This window comes from Devosia litorisediminis, assembly GCF_018334155.1.
GTDB classification, from domain to species: domain Bacteria; phylum Pseudomonadota; class Alphaproteobacteria; order Rhizobiales; family Devosiaceae; genus Devosia; species Devosia litorisediminis.
Genome location: NZ_JAGXTP010000001.1, coordinates 505,124 through 524,535 on the forward strand (window position 1 = coordinate 505,124; position 19,412 = coordinate 524,535).

A 19,412-nucleotide genomic window follows, 5' to 3' on the forward strand; every position below is an offset into this window, starting at 1 on the left:
CATGGCGAACGGGTTGGCTCCTGGCCGGTGGACCGCGGCGCGGGCGAACGCATGGTATGACCAATTGCCATGGCTGGTGGGCGCCAATTTTGTGCCCTCGACAGCGTCCAATCCCCTCGAGATGTGGCAGGCGGAAACTTTCAGCCCCGCAGTGATCAAGCGCGAGCTCGAATGGGCAGCGGGTATTGGTATGAACACGATGCGTGTGTTCCTGCATGACCTGCTGTGGCAGTGCGATCAGGACGCGTTCACCGACCGGATCAGGCACTACCTCGATATCGCGGACAGCCTGGGCATCAGCACCATGCTGGTACTGTTCGACTCGGTCTGGAACCCTGACGTGAGGCTGGGGGCGCAACCAGAGCCGGTGCCGGCGGTGCACAATTCGCAATGGGTACAAGGGCCAGGACGTGCTCTGGCCGACCCAAGCCAGTATGGTCGACTTCAGGACTATGTTGAGGGTGTGGTCGGCACGTTTGCCAATGATGAGCGGGTGCTGGTGTGGGACGTATGGAACGAGCCCAGCAATCTCAATGGCGGGCGCTTTGACGAACTGGACAATAAAGTAGAGCTCGTCAGCCAATTGCTGCCGCAGGTTTTTGACTGGGCGCGCAATGCCGGGCCGAGCCAGCCGCTGACCTCGGGTGTCTGGACCGGTCGAACGCTCTATGACGATCCTCATGCGCGCATCCAGATCGAGAATTCCGACGTCGTGAGTTTTCACGACTATCAGGTGCCGGAGCGTTTTGAGACCAAGCTGCGGGAGTTGCCCAGGGACCGGCCTCTGTTCCTGACCGAGTTCATGGCGCGCACGCCGGGCAGCACGTTCGAGGGCATCCTGCCGATCGCCAAACGGGAGCGAATCGCCAGCTATTGCTGGGGACTCGTAGCCGGACGGTCGCAGACGCTCTATCCATGGGATAGCTGGACCCGGTCCTATCTGGATGCGCCGCCTGACCCGTGGTTCCACGATGTGTTCCACACGGATGGCAAGCCCTACCGTGCCGAGGAAACCGCATTGCTGCGGCAGATCACCGGGCGCGGCCAGCCAGACTGATCAGCGATAGACGACGGCGATGCCGGCGACGCTGTCGTCCTGCCGATAGATTTTTGCGGTACCGGGCACGCTCAGTTCAATATTGCCAAAACCGTCCCAGCGCGGCACCAGATCGGCATCGGCGCCAATGGAGACAAAGCTCGCCGCATCTTCGGGGACGCTGTCGCCCGCCGGGATCAGGGCTGCCTGGGTGTTGGGGCCGGTATCGGGACCGCAGGTGCGCGAGAAGACCACCAGATCAAAAGCGCCGTCTGGCGCCGTCAGTCGAAGGGTTTCAATGGTGCTGCACGAGGGCAGAAACCCGGCGGTCAGCCAGAGCAGGGCACCCACCAGCAACGCAGGCAGGGTGGTGAACAGCACCAGATGGCGAAATCGAAACTTGTTGGTGATGGCCACTAAAATGTCCATGCTGTGGATAAGATCATGGCCCGTGACTCGGACCCTGGGAATGCTTATCTAACACCTCATGCGCTTTTCCGATCAGTTTCTGGATGAGATCCGTCAACGCCTGCCGATAACGCAGGTGGTGGGCGAACATGTCATGTGGGACAAGCGCAAAAGCCAGCCGGGCAAGGGCGACATGTGGGCCTGCTGCCCGTTTCATGGCGAAAAAAGCCCCAGCTTCCATGCTGATGATCGGCGCGGAATCTATCACTGCTTTGGCTGTGGGGTGTCGGGCGATCATTTCCGGTTCCTGACCGAAAAGGCCGGTTTGAGCTTTCCCGAGGCCGTCGAACGACTGGCCGAGATGGCTGGTGTGCCGATGCCAGCGCGCGATGAGCGCCAGGAAAAGCGGGCCGCCGAGCGCAAGTCGCTGACCGATGTGATGGAGCTGGCGACCAAGTATTTCGAGGCCGCGCTGAGCCACAATATCGGGGCGCGGGCACGCGGCTATCTGCTGGAGCGTGGCGTGTCGGCTCAGAGTCAGTCGCGGTTTCGGATCGGTTTTGCGCCTGATAGTCGCAACGGGCTCAAGGAACATCTGGCAGCCAATGGCGCGTCGGCGCAGGACATGATCGACACCGGGCTGGTGGCGGTGCGTGAGAATGACCCGATGCCCTATGATCGGTTCCGCAACCGGGTGATGTTCCCGATCACCGATTTCCGCGGCAAGGTGATCGCCTTTGGCGGGCGGGCACTGTCGGCCGATGTGCCGGCCAAGTATCTCAACTCGCCCGAGACTGAACTGTTTCACAAGCGCCAGACGCTCTATAACGGCCAGACCGCGCGGCAGGCAGCACGCGATGGCGGCACGGTGGTGGTGGTCGAAGGCTATCTCGATGTGATCGCGGCGGTGGCGGCGGGCTTTGAAGGCACCGTGGCGCCGCTGGGTACCGCGCTGACTGAAGAGCATCTGCAATTGCTGTGGCGGATGAGCCCGGACCCCGTGCTGTGTTTTGACGGTGACAAAGCGGGGCAGAAGGCCGCCGAGCGTTCCGCTGATATGGTGATCCCGCATCTCAAGCCGGGCTTTACGGTGCGGATCGCGACGCTGCCCGAGGGGCAGGACCCCGATGATCTGATCAAGTCGCAGGGGCGTGGGGCCTTTGCCGATGTGCTGGACCGGGCGCGCAGCCTGTCCGATGTGATCTGGAGCATGGAAACTGGCGGGTTGGTGCCCGAAACGCCCGAGGCGCGGGCTGCCTTGCAGGCGCGACTGCGGGAGCGCGCCAATTCGATTCAGGATTCGTCGGTGCGGTTTCACTATTCGCAGGCGTTTGACGAGAAGCTGCGGGCGTTTCTGGCACCGGTGCGTCAGAACCGGTTCGAACCGCGCAATGGTCAGCAGCGCTATGGTCAAAGCGGTGCCTATGGCTATCCTGGCCGGGGGACGCCCAAGCTGGTGGTGTCCGATACGCTGCGCAATTCGCGCCTGCTCAAGCCAGGCTCGGTGGCGGATGCGACCCCCCGCGAGGCTGCGATCATCCTCAGCCTGGTCAATCACCCCGCACTGGTGGAAGACAGTTTTGAGCCGCTCGCCAATCTGGACTTCGAGACGCCGGCTGCCCAAAAGGTGATGAGCGAGATTCTCAGTCTTGTGGTGCGCCACCATGATATCTCGGCCGATGATCTACGGGCGGCGCTGGGGGTTCGGGGACACGGTCCCGCTATCGCCCGTATGGCGGATGTGCTGGCGCGACAGGGGGTCTGGCAGATTGCTTCAGAGATCGCTCTGGCTGATGCCCAGACCGGATTGAGTCATGCCTTGGCCTTGCATAACAAGAAAGTTCAGCTAAATAGAGAGCTTAAAGCAGCCGAAGCAGCGCTGGGCGAAGACCCGAGCGAAGAAACCTTTGAAAGGCTGCGAGACATCAAGAACCAGATTACCACTGTCGATGGCACAGAGGCATTGATCGAAGGATTTGGTTCGTTATCGGGGCGCGCGACACGCAGTTTTTAGAGATTTTCTCTAAAAGCGGGCGCGTACGCGCGATTTCGCATATGATTTGTGCGAAGTTTCGAGGCGGACCAGGTCACAAAAGGCGTAACGCCTGAGTGACTGACCTTTACCTTGCTTTGAGGTGTCACCACTTAAAGCCTTATTCGGACCCGAGCGCTGACGGGTTCCGACGGAGTACCAGATGGCCACCAAGGCAGCTACCAAAACGACCAAAGACAATGAGAAGCCGGAATCCGGCGCCCCCGAGGCGACGACAAACGATAGCCCGCTTCTCGATCTTTCCGATGCCGCGGTCAAAAAGCTCATCAAAGTCGCCAAGAAACGCGGCTATGTGACCTATGAAGAGCTGAATGCAGTGATGCCTTCAGACGAGGTCAGCTCCGAGCAGATCGAAGATTTCATGTCGATGTTCTCGGACATGGGCATCAATGTCGTCGATGAAGACGAGGTCGAAGAGACCGAAGTCGAAAAAGACGAAGAAGATCAGGGCCAGGAAGTTGCTCCCGCCACCGGGACGGCTGTCGCGAGCACATCGAACGCCAAGTCCGGTTCAGACCGTACCGACGATCCGGTGCGCATGTATCTGCGCGAAATGGGCTCGGTCGAACTGCTCAGCCGCGAGGGCGAAATTGCCATCGCCAAGCGCATCGAGGCTGGTCGCGAGACCATGATCGAAGGGCTGTGTGAGAGCCCGCTGACCTTCCAGGCCATCATTATCTGGCGCGACCAGCTCGCCGAAGGCGAAATTCTGCTGCGCGACATTATCGATCTTGAAGCTACCTATGCTGGTCCGGACGCCAAGCAGGCCGCGCCTGTGCCGGACATGGCAACGCTGATTGCGCCGAAGTCGGCTGAAGCGACGGCCGAGAAGATCAAGGCCGCAACACCGCGCCGCTCGACCAACGAGAATGGCGAGTATGTGCCGGAAGAGCCCAAGGCTCCCGAAGATCCAGCACCCGATGATGATGACGATGAGTTCGAAAACGCGCTGTCGCTGTCGGCGATGGAAGCCGAGCTCAAGCCACAGGTCGTTGAGACGTTTGATCGGATCGCTACCGCTTATGGCAAGATGCGCGAAATCCAAGACCGCAATGCGCAGGATCTGGGTGCTGTCGTCAGCGATGCCGACCGCAAGAAGATCGACGGTTTCCGTGCCGAAGTGATTGCCGATGTGAAGTCGCTGGCGCTCAACAATGGCCGTATCGAAAATCTGGTCGAGCAGCTTTACGACATCAACAAGCGTCTGGTGAAGCTTGAGGGTCGTCTGCTGCGCCTGGCAGAGAGCTATGGCGTCAAGCGCGAGAAATTCCTCGAGAGCTATTATGGCCAGGAAGTGAACCCGGCCTGGGAAGCCAATCTTGCTGATTTCGATGGCAAGGGCTGGGGCGAGTTTGCCAAGCGCGAAGTCGACACCATCCGCGAAATCCGTGGTGATGTGGCGACGCTGGCGACTGAAGCCGGTCTGAACATCGGCGAGTATCGCCGCATTGTGCACAAGGTTCAGAAGGGCGAGCGCGAAGCTGCAATCGCCAAGAAGGAAATGGTGGAAGCCAACCTTCGTCTGGTGATCTCGATTGCCAAGAAATACACGAACCGCGGTCTGCAGTTCCTGGATCTGATTCAGGAAGGCAATATCGGCCTGATGAAGGCCGTCGATAAGTTCGAATATCGTCGCGGTTACAAGTTCTCGACCTATGCGACCTGGTGGATCCGCCAGGCAATCACCCGTTCGATCGCCGATCAGGCGCGCACTATTCGTATTCCTGTGCACATGATCGAGACGATCAACAAGATCGTGCGGACATCGCGTCAGATGCTGCATGAAATCGGTCGCGAGCCGACTCCTGAGGAGCTCAGCGAAAAGCTGCAGATGCCTTTGGACAAGGTTCGCAAGGTGCTCAAGATTGCCAAGGAGCCAATCTCGCTCGAAACGCCGATCGGCGACGAGGAAGATTCGAATCTGGGCGATTTCATTCAGGACGTGAATGCGACCCAGCCCATCGACGCGGCGATCCAGAGCAATTTGCGTGAAACCACGACCCGTGTGCTGGCCTCGCTGACACCACGCGAAGAGCGCGTGCTGCGCATGCGCTTCGGCATCGGTATGAACACTGACCATACGCTCGAAGAAGTCGGCCAGCAGTTCTCGGTGACCCGCGAGCGCATTCGTCAGATTGAGGCCAAGGCATTGCGCAAGCTCAAGCACCCCAGCAGGAGCCGCAAGCTTCGCAGCTTCCTGGACAACTAATCTGTGAGGGCCGCGAAAGCGGCCCTTGTCTTTGGTGTGCGAATTGCCGCTGGCGGTATGGTCGGATAGGTTGCGCGAATCTAACGGGGAAGAGTTTGCGCTGATGCAGCAAGGCAGTACTGAACCAGCCAAACGCCTCAAAGTCAGTGCGATCAGGGCCATCGTCCCGTTCAAACTAGTGGTAAGCTTTACCGATGGCTCATCGGGGACGTTTGATGCGGCGCCGATGATCGGGGAACGCGGTGAAGGCACCGAGCCCTTGCGTGACCGACGCTTTTTCGGTTCGGTTGAACTGGCCAATGGCGTGCCAACCTGGCCGAACCACTTCGATATCTCGCCAGACTGGCTGCGCGAGGAAATGGAAAAACGCGGCGAATTGCGATTGCCGCTGCCGGTGCGCCACAGGCGCTGATCTGGCTGCAAGAGGAGACGAAACCATGTCGTTCTGGAAAAATCTGTTTGGCGGTGGTGCATCCAGTGCCGAGCCTGCCGGCGACAAGGTGCTGGGCGAAGAAGGCCATAAGGGCTTTCTGATCAAGGCCATTGAAATGAAGGCCGGCAGTGAATTGCAGCTGGCCGGGACCATCGAGAAAGAGATCGATGGCGAACTCAAGACGTATCGTTTTGTCCGTGCCGATCGCATGACCTCGCGTGATGATCTTGTCGCTCTGGCGCTGTCCAAGGGCAAACAGATCATCGACGAGCAGGGCGAGCAGATCTTTAATTAAGCCGACCACCGCAGAAATTTTGGCGCAGATGCCCAGTCCTGCGGACCGCAAGGTTCGCGGGTGGCTCTGCCCCGCACAGGAGTAAAGACCATGGCCAGAAAGCCCACCGCGCGCAGCGAATTCGTGATGTTTGACGTCGTCTATGAAGACGGCAGCCAGCGCTCCAACCGCAAGGTTGATGCCAGCCTGCTGGGTGGCCTGGACGGGGATGAACCCGCCAAGGCCGCGATCGAAGAGCAGGATCGCGCCATTTCCGAGAAGTCGGGCATGCCGCCGCTTGAGATCAAGTCGCTCAAGCGCTCGGGGAAGTAGTTCCCAACGCCTTGTCCACGGCCGGTTTGACGACGGTGCCGTAAAGCTCGATGGCTTTCATGACCTTGTCATGGGGCAGGGTACCGACGCTGAGCTGCAGGCCGAAGCGGTCGTGTTTGAACCATTCGTGCTGGGCGAGGATCTTGTCGATGATCTGCTGCGGCGACCCCATGAAATAGGCGCCTTCGGGAGCTGCACCTGCCTCGAACTGGGCGCGCGTTGTGGGTGGCCAGCCGCGTTCCTTGCCAATGCGGTTCATTGCTTCGCTATGGGCTGGATACGCCATATCACGTGCGTCCTGGCTGTCAGCGGCAATGAAGCCGTGTGAGCTGATGCCAACGGGCAGCACAGTGACGTCGCGACCCACCTTGGTGGCTGTTTCACGATAGAAATCGACCAGTGGCGCAAACTGGCGTGGCTGGCCACCAATGATAGCGATCATCAGGGGCAGGCCGTGATAGGCCGCCCGGGCCACAGAATTGGGTGTGCCGCCAACCGCGATCCAGAGTGGAATGGGTTGTTGAACGGGCACCGGATAGACCGCGATGCCAGGAATAGGCTTGGTGTGTTCTGTGCCCTCCCAGGTGACAGGACCACCCTGTCGTAGCTTGAGCAGCAGATCGAGCTTTTCTTCAAACAGGGCGTCATAATCGTTCAAATCAAGCCCGAAGAGCGGAAAGCTCTCGATGAATGAGCCGCGCCCGGCCATGATCTCGGCCCGACCATTGCTGAGAAGATCGAGCGTGGCGAACTGCTGATAGACGCGGATCGGGTCTTCGGAGCTCAGAACCGTGACGGCAGTGGAAAGCCGGATTGATTTGGTGCGCGCGGCTGCGGCAGCCAGAATGGTCAGTGGTGCCGATGCGACGAAGTCCGGGCGGTGGTGTTCGCCAAGGCCGTAAAATGACAGGCCGAGCTGGTCGGCCAGTTCAACTTCCTCAAGCAGATCTGCGAGCCGTTCGGCCGGACTTTGCAGCGCGCCGCCGTTGAGTGGATCGGGTGTATTTTCAGCAAAGGAATAAAGGCCAAGTTCCATGATGCACCTGTTGCGTTGGCGACAGACATGGTCGCCACGGTTGGGCGTATCAAGAACGCACAGCGGTGTAACTACCCCTGCGCCGGGCACGAAAAAGGCCCCGGTGGAAACCGGGGCCAGGGGTGCTGGCGAGCGGGGGGACGACTGCGCCAGCGAGGGAGGAAGACTATTTACTGAGCAGGTGCGGCGACTGGATCAGTCGTTGCTGCTGGTTCGGCTGGTGCTGCTGGAGCAGCAACGCCATCAGCCGGTGCGGCTTCGGTGGCTGGTGCCTGGGCAGCAGGTGCCTCGACGGCTGGAGCTGTTTCGGTCATTGGCGCAGGGGCCATTGCCGGATCAGCCGGTGCTTCAACGGCAGGTGCAGTGTTCACATCCACCGTGGTTGCCGGACCGGAATTGGCCGAGAAGACCAGGTAGCCGATGGCCAGCAGAGCCAAGGCAACGATAATGCCGACGAACCAGCCGGTGCCGTTGCTTTCGCGGGTATAGACGGTGCGGTTGCCGTCATTGGTATAGACTGTGTCGCGTTCGGGATAAGCCATGATGTCGATCCTTGTTTGAACCTATGGCAGAAAAACGCGGGGTAATTACTTTCGTTCCCGAGGCTGTGATCACGGATTTCAAGTTTATTGAAAATCGTAATTCGCGTTAAATTTCAGCTGGATAGTGAGCGCCATTGGTTTCCTGGGCGCAGCGTGCCGCGCCCAGACTGACTTTGTTTGCCTGTATTTGGACATATTTGAGGGCGCGGTGTCCCGAAAAGGCCGATCAGTGCGGCTGTCGGGCTTCGGCAGCCTTGTGAATTTCTTCGACCAGGCCCGGCTCAAGACCCAGCTTGGTGGCCAGCGCATCAAGATAGGCCCGCTCGGCTGCGGTATCGGCGGTGATCGCCACGAGCGATGCGGCATAGATCTCGGCGGCGTGCTCGGGGGTGTCGGCACGGGCAACCACCGCATTGATATCGAGCGGGGTTGATAGCTCGTCAAACACCCAGGCCTTTTCTTCCGAAGAGAGCGGCATCGCTTCGAGTCGGGTAAAGATGGCTTCCTTCTCATCGGCATCAATGCGGCCATCGGCTTTAGGGGCCGAGATCATGGCGCGCACCAGCGTCTTGCCGAGTTGTTCTTGTGCATCAACATCCGCGGCTGGTGGGATGAAGGCATCGGGCGAGGATGGGGCTGGCGCGGCGGGTCTGGAATTCTGATGGTTCTGCCAGGCGCTATAAGCAAGCCCTCCCAGAGCAGCCATGGCGCCAAGCTTGGCCGTGTTGCCGGCCAGCTTTCCCAGTTTTCCGCCGCTGAGCAACATGCCTGCGGCCAGCCCGGCTGCGCCCGTCATGGCAGTTTTCTGCACATTCCTGTCGGTCTGAAGGGCTTTGACGATCTGGTCGATGTTGAACATGGCTACTCCCTTGGTTTTGTTCGAGATGGGGAATGATGGGTGTGATCGCAAGCGCGACGGAATGACGCTTGAGATGATGGGTGACAAAAAAAGGGCCAGGCAAATTGCCCGACCCTGATCGTGTTCGGTGTGGCGTTGAACGTTATCTGTTGGCGACGGTAATCAGCGGCGTGATGCGGCGGATCGTGACGCGACGGTTGGAGCGCTCAGCCGCTTCGGTACGGATCTTGAGGTAGCGCTCGCCATAGCCCTGTGTCGCCAGGTTTTCAGGTGGGACGCCATAGAAGTCGGTCAAGATACGGGCGACTGTGGCGGCGCGCAGATCAGACAGCTGCAGGTTGGAGATTTCCGAACCCACCGCGTCAGTGTGGCCTTCAATCAGGAAGGTCTCGCTAGGATTGTTGTCGAGCAGCTGCAGCATGGCGTTGGCCACATTGGAGAGTGCCCCAACCTGATCGCGGCTGATGGTAGCGGCGCCGGTGTCGAAGGTCAGGCCGCCGACTTCGAGCTTGCGCACGCTGTCACGAACGCGGGCGGAGCGCTTGACCTCGTCAATCGAATAAAGACGGGCAACCTGCTCGACCGGTGGCTGGCCAAAGAAGACTTCGACTTCCTGCTCGTTGGCGTATTCGGCATCAAGCACGTAGTCCTGAACCGGGATGTTCAGACGCAGTGGAGGCAGATCGCGACCTGGATCGCGCCATTCGATGAGATCGTTGTCGTAGCGCTCATCGAAATAGGCCAGGATGTATTCACGGCCATCGGGATCAATGCGCGAGCGACGCAGGACGTCGCCATTTCGGTTACGGACGGTGACAATCTGGGTGCCATCGGGACGCGTGATGGTTTCGCGGACCCGGCCATTGCTCAGGGTTTCGTAGTAGATCTCGTCCTGCTGCGGATTGTAAAAGCGGTCGGTATCCTGACCCACCGAGTTCACGATCAGCTGGGTGCCAACCTGAAAGATCATCTGGGTGATGGCCTGACCGGGGTCGAGCGGCTGAATGGGGGTATTGGCAGACTGGCCAGTGGCCACATCAGCAGACTGTTCGGTCGACACGTTGTTCTGCTGCTGGCCGATATTGGCACCAGTATTGTCGATGTTGGTCGTGTTGTTGTTGGTAACGGTGGTCTGGTTGATGATCGTCACGTTCTGCGGCGTGGACTGCTGTTCAACGGCATTGGCCTGGACCGCCTGGCCTTCTTCAGCAGAGACCGGCTGGACGGCTTCCATGGTCTGGAAGCGCGATTGGGCGCTGGCATCGCTGGTTGGGGCAGGTTCGGCAGCGGGTGCGGGTTCAGCCGAAGCTTCGCCTTCAACGGGCTGCTCAGGGTCCTTGGCGCTATCAAGCACGGGAGCAACCTGCTCCTGGGTCACGCCTTCGGGCAGGGTTTCGATTACTTCAGCGGGCTGTTCCACTGGCGCAGCAGGCTCGGCCTGTGCAGCGGGTTCAGCAGGCGCGTCCATCTTGGGAACTGCTGCCAGTTCAAGGCCATAATTGGCCAGGCAAGCAGTCACGTCGTCCATGCCGGCTTCAGCACACAGCGCAGTGATGTTCTGCTTGGCAGTGTCCATCTGAGCACGTGCGGCGGCCTCGTCGCCACCCGACATCATGTCGGCGATAGCGGCGTTGTAGACGTCAACTTCTGCCTGCAACTGGGCAGCGATATCGACAGTGGCCTCGATGGGGGCGGGCTGTTCAGCCGGTGCAGGCGCAGCGGCGGACGCCGGTTCAGCCGCTGGCTGTTCCATGGCAGGCTCAGCTTCAGCTGCGGGCGCAGGCTCCGCGGCTGGGGCAGGCTCTGCAGCAGGGGCCGGCTCAGCTTGAGCAGCTGGCGCTGGCTCAGCTTCCATAGCCGGTGCGGGCTCTGGAGCCGGTTCAGCGGCGGGTTCAGGTGCTGGATCAGCAGCAGGCTCAGCCTCCTCAGCAGGAGCGGCCTGCTCAGCCGGGGCAGCTTCTACCGATGCTGGTTCTACCGCAGGAGCGGCAGCGGGCTCAGCGGACATGCTGGCCTCAACTTCGGCCACGCATTCTTCAATGCTTGTGTAGCCTGCCACGATACAGGCTTCAGTGAAGGAGCCTTCAGCGGCGGCGAGGGCATCGGCGTCGCCAGATTGCTGGGCGGCCACATAGGCCTGATAGGCGGCGACAAGGTCACCATCCTGTGCGCGTACGGTGAGCGGCAGCAAGGCCATCAGGCCGATGCTGGTGCCGGTCAGGAGCCAGTTTTTGAGGCGCATTGTTTTTCCTTTAATACGATAGGCGATTGAGCCAAGCATCGTGGCAGCGGCCTGAACGCAGTCTGAACGGCGTTTGAGCGATGCCACGTGCTGATTTGTTCCCCGCAGGCCCACAACGCCTGGCTTTTGGCATGGTTCCCCCATTGGCTCGTGCCATCACAGGCGCGCCGATCATGGCGCGATTGCGGCGGACTGGACGGATTGATGTGCGACTGTGCTACTGGGCATGGCGATTTTCGTGCTAGGGCGGGGGCATGCAACAAGCCATTGATACGCTGATCATTCCGACACAGGGCTCGGGTCTCTATGAATTCACGCAATCGGTCGCGCAATTCGTACACAAGAACGACGTGGCGACGGGACTGCTGACGGTGTTTGTGCGGCATACGTCGTGCTCGCTGCTGATCCAGGAGAATGCTGACGACGACGTCAAAACCGATCTGGATGGCTTCTTTGCGCGGCTGGCGCCCGAGGGCATGGACTGGCTGGTGCACACCACTGAAGGGCCTGACGACATGCCGGCCCATATCAAGGCGGCGCTGACGCAGACCTCGATCGGTGTGCCTATCAGCAATGGGGTGCCTGTGTTCGGCACCTGGCAGGGAATTTATTTATTCGAGCATCGTCGTCGGTCGCATCGGCGCGAGGTGGTGCTGCACATGATTGGAGACAGGTAATGGATTTGGTGGCCCAATACTGGCCGTTCGTGGTCGGTCTGATGATCACCGGGGTATGCTCGGGCATCGCCGCGGGATTGCTGGGCATTGGGGGCGGCGCGATCATCGTGCCTGCACTGTCCACGGCCCTGTCGCTGATGGGCTATGACGGCGACGTGGTGCAGCATGTGGCTGTGGGAACGTCGCTGGCCATCATTATTCCGACCGGCATTGTCAGTGCCCGCTCGCACTACAAGCGTGGGGCACTCGATATCGCCACGCTCAAGCTATGGGTGCCGTTCATTGTAGCCGGCACGTTCATTGGCGGGCTGGTGGCGGGCTATTTTTCGGGCAATGTGCTGCGTATCGTGTTCGCCTTCATGGCCTTCCTGATTGCCGCCAACATCATCTTTGCGTTCCAAACCAGGCTTATGGGACATCTGAAGGGCTCGGCGCTGACGCATCGCATCTCGGCCTCGGTGGTGGGGTTCATTTCGGCGCTGATGGGAATCGGTGGCGGTTCGCTGAGCGTGCCGACACTGGTGGCCTTTGGCGCGACCATGCATGCAGCGGTGGGCACCTCGGCGGCCATTGGCGTGGCAATCGCGGTTTCGGGCACGCTGGGCTTTGCGATTTCAGGCTGGGGCGCCGAAGGGCTGCCACCGCTGAGCCTGGGCTATATCAACCTGGTGGCGATGCTGCTGGTGGCGGCGCTGGCGGCCGTGTTCGCGCCGATGGGCGCGGCATTGGCGCACAAGCTCAATCAGCAGACGCTGAAATATGTCTTTGCCGGATTTCTGGTGCTGGTCGGCCTGAACATGCTGTGGAAGGTGCTGGCCGGCTAGAAGAAGGTTGGTGGGGACGGGTGACTACGATGGTCCGTCCCCACCGCCCAAGCCCCCTCAAAGAGGGGTATTGGAACGTTTATTTGCTGGTGCAGCGAGTTCCCACTGGACGCTGACATTGATGGCAAAGCTCAATTCGCCGCCTTCGACTGGCACTTTGGCGGCGTCGGCCATCTCGGATCGGGCATACATGGGGTAGGGCTGGGGCTCATTGAACCCCTTGGTCTCGGAAATCGAGATAATCTCTTCAAGCGCGCCACCAGCGGCACCGGCATAGAGTTCAGCCTTGGCGCGGGCATCGGCAAAGGCTGCCTTGCGTGCTTCGTTGTAGAGATCAGCCGGATCGGCCACCGAGAAGGTGACGCCATTGATTGTGTTGGCGCCCACTGTCACGGACTTGTCGAGAATTTCGCCCAGCGTTTCGAGATCACGGACCGCTACCGTCACCGAATTGCTGACCTGATAGCCATTGATCTTGGGGGGCAGCGAATAGCCATTGGCATCGCGGGCGTCGGAATAGACGTAGTTTGGGTTGACCGAAAAGCCCGAGGTCTGGATGTCGCGGGCTTCGATGCCGAATTCCTTGAGGGTGGCAATCAGGTCGGTCATGGCAGCGGTATTGGCGTCGAGCGCCTCACGCGCGGTGGCGCCCTGCGTGGTGACACCGGAGCTGATCATCGCCATGTCGGGTGCTGCGGCGACTTCGCCACGGCCATCAATCGAGATCGTGCCAGCATAGGCTGGCAGAGCCAGACCGGCGAGCAGGGCGAAGGGAACGAGGGCAGCAAGGTGACGCATATGAAAACTCCATGAGCTGATCGGGGGGACTACTCCCCAGCCATTGCGTCAGTATTGCGGCACGGATGAACCGGAGTTGAACACTTCTGTGGACGAGTGTTCACAACTGGCATCGCCAAAAGTATGACTTATTACTAAGGTAGCGCTTGCGCGGCCCGGCTCGGGTGGAGTAGTCACGGCCCTAACATTTTAGGGGGCAGCAAGGTGAGCAACATGGACTATCCGAACGGCATTCTGGTGGGGCGCGCTCATGTGCCCGGACATGCCCATCCGCGGATTGTCACAGTGCGTGGCGAGGAATTGTTCGACATCACCGCACCCGGGATGGCTACGGTACGCGATATCGCCGAAAGCGGCCGCGCTGCAGACCATGTGCGCACGGCGCCGGGCGTGTCGCTGGGCAAGGCCAAGGCCGTGCTGGCCAATAGTGTGGCTGCTGCCACCGATGCGAAATTTCCTAGTCTGCTGTCTCCGATTGATCTGCAGGCCATCAAGGCCTCGGGCGTTACCTTTGTGGTGTCGCTGCTGGAAAGAGTAATCGAAGAACAGGCCCGCGGGGATAACTCCCGTGCCGATGCGCTGCGCACCGAAATCCTCGATCTGATCGGCATGGACCTCAGCGAACTGGTTCCCGGTTCGGAAGCGGCGATGAAGGTGAAGGCGGCGCTGATCGAAAAGGGCGTGTGGAGCCAGTATCTGGAAGTTGGTATCGGCCCGGATGCGGAAATCTTCACCAAGGGTCAGCCGATGAGTTCGGTGGGATATGGCGCTGAAGTGGGGCTTCACCCTGCTTCGAGCTGGAACAATCCCGAGCCAGAAGTGGCGCTGCTGGTGACCAGCACCGGTGCCATCATCGGCGCGACACTGGGCAATGACGTCAATCTGCGCGACGTGGAAGGCCGCTCGGCGCTGTTGCTGGGCAAGGCCAAGGACAATAATGCTTCGGCGTCGCTGGGGCCGTTCGTCCGCCTGTTCGACGGGACGTTCACGCTCGAGACCATCAAGAACAGCGAAATAGCACTGCGGGTTGAAGGCGAGGATGGCTTCGTGCTTGAAGGACACTCCTCGATGAACCAGATTTCGCGGACGCCGGAGTCGCTGGTTGCAGCGACGCTGGGGACGCACCATCAATATCCGGACGGGCTGGTGCTGTATCTGGGCACCATGTTCGCGCCAGTGAAGGATCGCGACGGCGCCGGCAAGGGGTTCACCCACAAGCTCGGCGATGTCGTTTCGATCTCGACAGAAAGCCTGGGAACCCTGTCTAACAGGGTGAACCTGTCAACCAAATGTCCGCCCTGGACCTATGGCAGCAGCCATCTGCTGCGCGACCTGGCCAAGGCAGACCTCCTTTAGACCCCACCCGAAAGGCATCAATAATGGCTGAATTGCACAAGAACCTCATCAACGGGGAATGGGTTGGCGCGGATGGCGCCGAGAACATCAACCCCTCCAATATCAAGGAAGTGGTGGGCGTCTATGCCCGCGCGACCGCCGAAGACACCAAGCAGGCCATCGCTGCAGCCAAGGCGGCTTTCCCTGCATGGTCGCGCTCGGGCATTCTGCAGCGTCACGCCATCCTGAGCAAAGCCAGCCAGGAAATCCTGGAGCGCAAGGCCGAGCTGGGCGAGTTGCTCAGCCGCGAAGAAGGCAAGACCTTGCCTGAAGCCATCGGCGAAGTGACGCGCGCAGCGCAGATCTTTGATTTCTTTGCTGGTGAAGTGCTGCGCCTTGCTGGCGAAGTGCTGCCAAGCGTGCGTCCCGGCGTTGGTGTGGAAATCACCCGCGAGCCAATCGGCGTGATCGGCATCATCACCCCTTGGAACTTCCCGATTGCCATTCCGACCTGGAAAATGGCGCCAGCGCTTGCCTACGGCAATACCGTGGTGATCAAGCCTGCCGATCTGGTGCCGGGCTCGACCTGGGCGATTGTCGACATTCTCAAGCGCGCTGGCCTGCCTGATGGCGTGCTCAACCTTGTGATGGGCAAGGGTTCGGTCGTTGGCCAGACCATGCTCGACAGCAAGGACGTGACCGCGATCACTTTCACCGGCTCGGTTGGTACCGGCAAGCGCGTTGCAGCAGCCTCGATCGAGGTTGGCCGCAAGTTCCAGCTCGAAATGGGCGGCAAGAACCCGACCATCGTGCTCGACGACGCCGACCTCAAGGTGGCCGTCGAAACCGTGGCGCAGTCGGCCTTCTTCTCAACTGGTCAGCGTTGCACCGCGTCATCGCGCGTGATCGTGACCGAAGGCATCCACGACGCATTTGTCGATGCCCTGTGCGAGCGCACCAAGAACCTGCGTGTCGGCGATGCCCTGGCCAAGGACACCGAAATCGGCCCTGTGGTCGATCCGGGCCAGCTCAAGCAGGACATGGACTACATCGAAATCGGTCAGTCCGAAGGCGCGACGCTGCGCGTGGGCGGCAATCGGGTCAATGCGGCAACGGAAGGCTACTTCCTGCAGCCAGCGCTGTTCACCGACGCCACCAACGACATGCGCATCAGCCGCGAAGAGATCTTCGGGCCGGTGGCCTCGGTCATTCGCGCCAAGGACTATGATGAAGCGCTGGCCATGGCCAATGACACCGAGTTCGGTCTGTCGGCCGGTATCGTGACCACCTCGCTGAAATACGCCACCGACTTCAAGCGCAATTCCGAAGCCGGCATGGTGATGGTCAATGTGCCCACCGCTGGCGTGGACTTCCACGTGCCATTTGGTGGTCGCAAGGGCTCTAGCTATGGCCCACGCGAGCAGGGCAAGTACGCGGCCGAGTTCTTCACCGTGGTCAAGACGGCCTATATCGCCGCCGGCTAATCGCCATTGCGGTTTTAGAACGACCAGCCCTCGCAGCATCACGCTGTGGGGGCTTTTTGCTAGGCTATCGACGCTGGGTCAGTGCCATGCCAGCCAGAATGAGCACCACACCCAGGCTGCTGGCCCAGAGCGTGGTGGGGACATTGCGCAGCAGATCGAGCGCGACGCCGGAAACCATCTGGCCGCTAATGACCAACAGGGCCGTGTTGGCTGCGCCGATGCGGGCGATCAGCCAGCTGCCGGCAGCCACGAAGACAACGCCGATGGGGCCGCCCACATAGGCATGCCAGGGCGCGTCAGCGGCGCCGGGCGGGACCAGCCCGCCAATGATGAGCCCCAGCACGCTGAGGGCGACAAAGCCCACCAGATGGTTCCAGAACGAGGCAATAAGCGGGGCGGTCGACAGGGCAAGTCGACCGTTGATCTGGCGGCTGAGGCTGACCAGTGCCCCGGCGGTCAGGGCAAAGAAGATGGGCAGAATCATGCGCCCCTCCCGAACAGGATGATCAGGGCGCTACCGGCGACAATCAAAGCCAGCGCCGCCATATCACGGGCCGTGGGGCGGCGGCGGGGCATGCCGAACAGCCCCCAGCGATCGGCGGCCAAGCTGAATACCACCTGACCGGCCAGACCCAGCGCCAAGGTGCCGGACAGGGCCAGGGCAGAGTTGACGGTGGTGGAGGTGAGGATGACGGTGAGCGCTCCGGAAATGCCGCCCAGATAGGCCCAGAGCGGCGCCTTGCCGGCCGTGGTTGGTGCGCGGGGGCGGCGATAGAGTACGGCAAGCATGATGATGGCGGCCACGGTGCCGGTGCCATGGGCGGCCCAGGAGGAAAATAGCGGGTTGCCATAATGGGCCAGCTGGCCGTTGAACAGGACCATCAAGGTGAGCAGGCCGCCGGAGAGGAAGGCGGCCAGCACATGAAGCGGATTGAGCCGCTGGGTGGTGGTAGTCATGCAAGGTCCGAATCGTGGTGAGGCGTGGCCAAAACTAGCATGCCTGATCCGGTTCAATGCACGTTGACAGCCCGCGCCATGGCCTGACGACCGAGCAGTTGGCAAAGCTTGAAAATGCCCAGCTCGATCTGGGCCTCGTCGGCCAGCGAAAAGCTTAGCCGCAGGGTGTTTCGACCCGTGCCGTCGGGGAAGAAGGCGCCGCCGGGCACAAAGGCGATGTCTTCGCGAATAGCCTGCGAGAGCAGGGCACTGGCGTCGATGTGCTCGGGCAATTCGAGCCAGATGAACATGCCGCCATCAGGCTTTTTCCAGCGCACGGCGGTGGGAGCATAGCGCTCCAGCGCGGCCAGCATGGCATCGCGCCGTGCGCGATAGACGCTGCGAATGGCGGTTACCTGCGCGTCATAGCTGCTGGTGGCGACATGGTGCATGACCATCTGGTTGACGGTTGAGGTGTGCAGATCCGCGCTCTGCTTGAGCATGGCAAGTTTGCGGATCAGGGCTGTGGGGCCGCAGACCCAACCAATGCGCAGGCCGGGTGACAGTGTCTTGGAAAAGGTACCGCAATAGAGCGTGCGGGTAGCCTCGATAGAGCCATTGGCGGCATCGAGTGCGGCAATGGCGGGCAGGGCCTCGCCATCGTAGCGCAGGGCCGAGTAGGCGGCGTCTTCGACGACGATGGCATTGAGTGCGCTGGCCTGTTCGAGCGCTTGCTGGCGGGCATTGCGGCTCATGGTGAGGCCTGTCGGATTGGCGAAATCGGGCACCAGATAGAGCAGGCGCGGGGCGTCGTCGCCCAGCGGATGGGGGGTGTCGAGTGCGGCAAAGCGGGGCTGGTAGGCGGAAAAGGCCTGCACGGCGCCCAGATAGGTGGGGCGGGCGGTGACTACGGCGCTGCCGGGATCGATCAGTAATTTGCCAATCAGATCAAGCGCCTGCTGGGAGCCAGTGGTGATCAGGATGTTGTCTGCCGTGGCCGGTACGCCCTGGGACTGCATATGGCTGGCCAGCCACTGGCGCAGCGGCGCGTAGCCTTCGGTGGTGGAGTATTGCAGCGCTTCGCGCGCCACCTGGGGGCCGCCAAATGCTTCGTGGCAGGCGGCCTGAAAAGCGGCGAGATTGAATAGCGCCGGGTCCGGAATGCCGCCCGCAAAGGAAATCATCGACGGCTTGCCGACCAGCTTGAGCAGCTCGCGGATTTCGGAAGCCTTGAGGGTCTGGGCGCGTGTGGCGAGGCGAAAAGCGGGCTGGGTCATTTGTACCATCCGTCAGTGATATGACTGATACAATCACTTCATTATTGTTATGTCAACTGTATTGACCTTGTTGCGAGGAGGCCGTAGGAATCACCCTCGGATACGGTGCTGTATCCGCCGCTGTGCTGGCGGTTTCGATGTCGGGGCGGGGTTTTCAACATTGTAACACTGCCTGTGTGGGCGGGGATTGGGAGACGGCGATGAGTTTTGTATCGGAATATGCAGTGGCGGCGCCTGCAGTTGCCGTGGCGCATTTTGGCCAGCGGCTGGCGCTAGAGACCGACTGCGCTGATGTGCAGGCGTGCCTGGCGGCTGGCGATGTGGATTTTGTGCTGCTCCATGTGGTGGGCTCGGATGCAACCTTTGCCCGCCGGCATGTGCCGGGTGCCCTGCATCTGCCGCATCGCCAGATCAGTGCTGAACGGATGGCGCAATGGCCTGCAGACACGCTGTTTGTGGTGTATTGCGCGGGGCCGCACTGCAATGGTGCTGACCAGGCAGCGTTAAAGCTGGCGCGGCTGGGACTTCCGGTCAAGCTGATGATTGGCGGACTGACAGGCTGGGCCGATGAGGGTTTTGCCTTTGAGAGTGCCGTCGAGGCGGTATGACAGGTCGGGTCAACTGGTTGACAGACTGTGCACACTGAGCCTCGTCCC

General features: G+C 60.8%; 20 protein-coding genes. 11 read left to right on the top strand and 9 right to left on the bottom strand.

The annotated features are described in order from the left end of the window. Position 1: 1 nt before the first annotated feature. Positions 2-1,057, top strand: coding sequence for a cellulase family glycosylhydrolase (locus KD146_RS02400; RefSeq protein ID WP_212657153.1), 1,056 nt, complete (start codon positions 2-4; stop codon positions 1,055-1,057). Here KD146_RS02400 and KD146_RS02405 read toward each other — a convergent pair whose 3' ends face one another. Next, positions 1,058-1,453 (bottom strand): hypothetical protein, encoded by a 396-nt coding sequence (locus KD146_RS02405; RefSeq protein WP_212657154.1) that lies wholly within the window; start codon positions 1,451-1,453, stop codon positions 1,058-1,060. A 70-nt stretch (positions 1,454-1,523) separates the two neighbouring features. On the opposite strand from KD146_RS02405, the gene dnaG reads away from it, so the two are divergent. From dnaG to KD146_RS02430, 5 genes are all read left to right on the top strand, one after another. After that, on the top strand, positions 1,524-3,458 hold the full coding sequence (gene dnaG, locus KD146_RS02410; RefSeq protein WP_212657155.1) for a DNA primase: 1,935 nt from the start codon (positions 1,524-1,526) through the stop codon (positions 3,456-3,458). 181 nt (positions 3,459-3,639) lie between these two features. Beyond that, positions 3,640-5,706 (top strand): RNA polymerase sigma factor RpoD, encoded by a 2,067-nt coding sequence (gene rpoD / locus KD146_RS02415; protein ID WP_212657156.1) that lies wholly within the window; start codon positions 3,640-3,642, stop codon positions 5,704-5,706. A gap of 103 nt (positions 5,707-5,809) precedes the next feature. After that, positions 5,810-6,118, top strand: coding sequence for a DUF2442 domain-containing protein (locus tag KD146_RS02420; RefSeq protein WP_212657157.1), 309 nt, complete (start codon positions 5,810-5,812; stop codon positions 6,116-6,118). Positions 6,119-6,143: 25 nt separating this feature from the next. Further along, positions 6,144-6,434, top strand: a complete 291-nt coding sequence (locus tag KD146_RS02425; protein ID WP_212657158.1) for an HlyU family transcriptional regulator — start codon at positions 6,144-6,146, stop codon at positions 6,432-6,434. A gap of 90 nt (positions 6,435-6,524) precedes the next feature. Then, complete coding sequence (locus KD146_RS02430; protein ID WP_212657159.1) at positions 6,525-6,746, top strand: hypothetical protein; 222 nt, start codon at positions 6,525-6,527, stop codon at positions 6,744-6,746. Here the strand turns inward: KD146_RS02430 and KD146_RS02435 are convergent. The 4 genes from KD146_RS02435 to KD146_RS02450 form a co-directional block, all read right to left on the bottom strand. Beyond that, on the bottom strand, positions 6,727-7,782 hold the full coding sequence (locus KD146_RS02435; protein ID WP_212657160.1) for an LLM class flavin-dependent oxidoreductase: 1,056 nt from the start codon (positions 7,780-7,782) through the stop codon (positions 6,727-6,729). The genes KD146_RS02430 and KD146_RS02435 overlap by 20 nt on opposite strands. Positions 7,783-7,952: 170 nt before the next feature. Continuing rightward, the gene (locus KD146_RS18155) at positions 7,953-8,324 is read right to left on the bottom strand and encodes a hypothetical protein (protein ID WP_249327856.1); all 372 of its coding nucleotides are present in this window, start codon (positions 8,322-8,324) and stop codon (positions 7,953-7,955) included. A gap of 226 nt (positions 8,325-8,550) precedes the next feature. Then, a complete protein-coding gene (locus tag KD146_RS02445) occupies positions 8,551-9,183 on the bottom strand; it encodes a tellurite resistance TerB family protein (protein ID WP_212657161.1) in 633 nt (210 codons plus the stop codon). Positions 9,184-9,325: 142 nt separating this feature from the next. After that, complete coding sequence (locus tag KD146_RS02450; RefSeq protein WP_212657162.1) at positions 9,326-11,425, bottom strand: OmpA family protein; 2,100 nt, start codon at positions 11,423-11,425, stop codon at positions 9,326-9,328. 254 nt (positions 11,426-11,679) lie between these two features. Here KD146_RS02450 and KD146_RS02455 point away from each other — a divergent pair, with 254 nt between their 5' ends. Both KD146_RS02455 and KD146_RS02460 read left to right on the top strand, forming a co-directional pair. Beyond that, entirely contained in the window at positions 11,680-12,102 is a 423-nt protein-coding gene (locus KD146_RS02455) for a secondary thiamine-phosphate synthase enzyme YjbQ (protein WP_212657163.1), read from the top strand. Continuing rightward, positions 12,102-12,926 carry a sulfite exporter TauE/SafE family protein gene (locus tag KD146_RS02460; RefSeq protein ID WP_212657164.1) on the top strand — a complete coding sequence of 275 codons (825 nt, stop codon included), beginning with the start codon at positions 12,102-12,104 and terminating at the stop codon, positions 12,924-12,926. The genes KD146_RS02455 and KD146_RS02460 overlap by 1 nt, the downstream gene beginning before the upstream one ends. A 57-nt stretch (positions 12,927-12,983) precedes the next feature. On the opposite strand, the gene KD146_RS02465 is transcribed toward KD146_RS02460, so the two are convergent. Further along, positions 12,984-13,724 (bottom strand): SIMPL domain-containing protein, encoded by a 741-nt coding sequence (locus KD146_RS02465; protein WP_212657165.1) that lies wholly within the window; start codon positions 13,722-13,724, stop codon positions 12,984-12,986. 213 nt (positions 13,725-13,937) lie between these two features. Between KD146_RS02465 and KD146_RS02470 the strand changes: the two genes are divergently transcribed. Beyond that, positions 13,938-15,080: a fumarylacetoacetate hydrolase family protein gene (locus tag KD146_RS02470; protein WP_212657166.1), complete on the top strand. Its 1,143-nt coding sequence runs from the start codon at positions 13,938-13,940 to the stop codon at positions 15,078-15,080. Positions 15,081-15,103: 23 nt separating this feature from the next. After that, positions 15,104-16,543 (top strand): aldehyde dehydrogenase family protein, encoded by a 1,440-nt coding sequence (locus KD146_RS02475; RefSeq protein ID WP_212657167.1) that lies wholly within the window; start codon positions 15,104-15,106, stop codon positions 16,541-16,543. 64 nt (positions 16,544-16,607) lie between these two features. On the opposite strand, the gene KD146_RS02480 is transcribed toward KD146_RS02475, so the two are convergent. The 3 genes from KD146_RS02480 to KD146_RS02490 are packed head-to-tail and all read right to left on the bottom strand — an operon-like array spanning position 16,608 to position 18,756. Continuing rightward, positions 16,608-17,027, bottom strand: coding sequence for a DMT family transporter (locus tag KD146_RS02480; RefSeq protein WP_212657168.1), 420 nt, complete (start codon positions 17,025-17,027; stop codon positions 16,608-16,610). Beyond that, positions 17,024-17,500, bottom strand: coding sequence for a DMT family transporter (locus KD146_RS02485; RefSeq protein ID WP_212657169.1), 477 nt, complete (start codon positions 17,498-17,500; stop codon positions 17,024-17,026). The genes KD146_RS02480 and KD146_RS02485 overlap by 4 nt, the downstream gene beginning before the upstream one ends. 53 nt (positions 17,501-17,553) lie before the next feature. Then, positions 17,554-18,756, bottom strand: a complete 1,203-nt coding sequence (locus KD146_RS02490; RefSeq protein WP_212657170.1) for an aminotransferase-like domain-containing protein — start codon at positions 18,754-18,756, stop codon at positions 17,554-17,556. Between the two features lie 200 nt (positions 18,757-18,956). Between KD146_RS02490 and KD146_RS02495 the strand changes: the two genes are divergently transcribed. Next, positions 18,957-19,364: a rhodanese-like domain-containing protein gene (locus KD146_RS02495; RefSeq protein WP_212657171.1), complete on the top strand. Its 408-nt coding sequence runs from the start codon at positions 18,957-18,959 to the stop codon at positions 19,362-19,364. Positions 19,365-19,412: the final 48 nt, after the last annotated feature.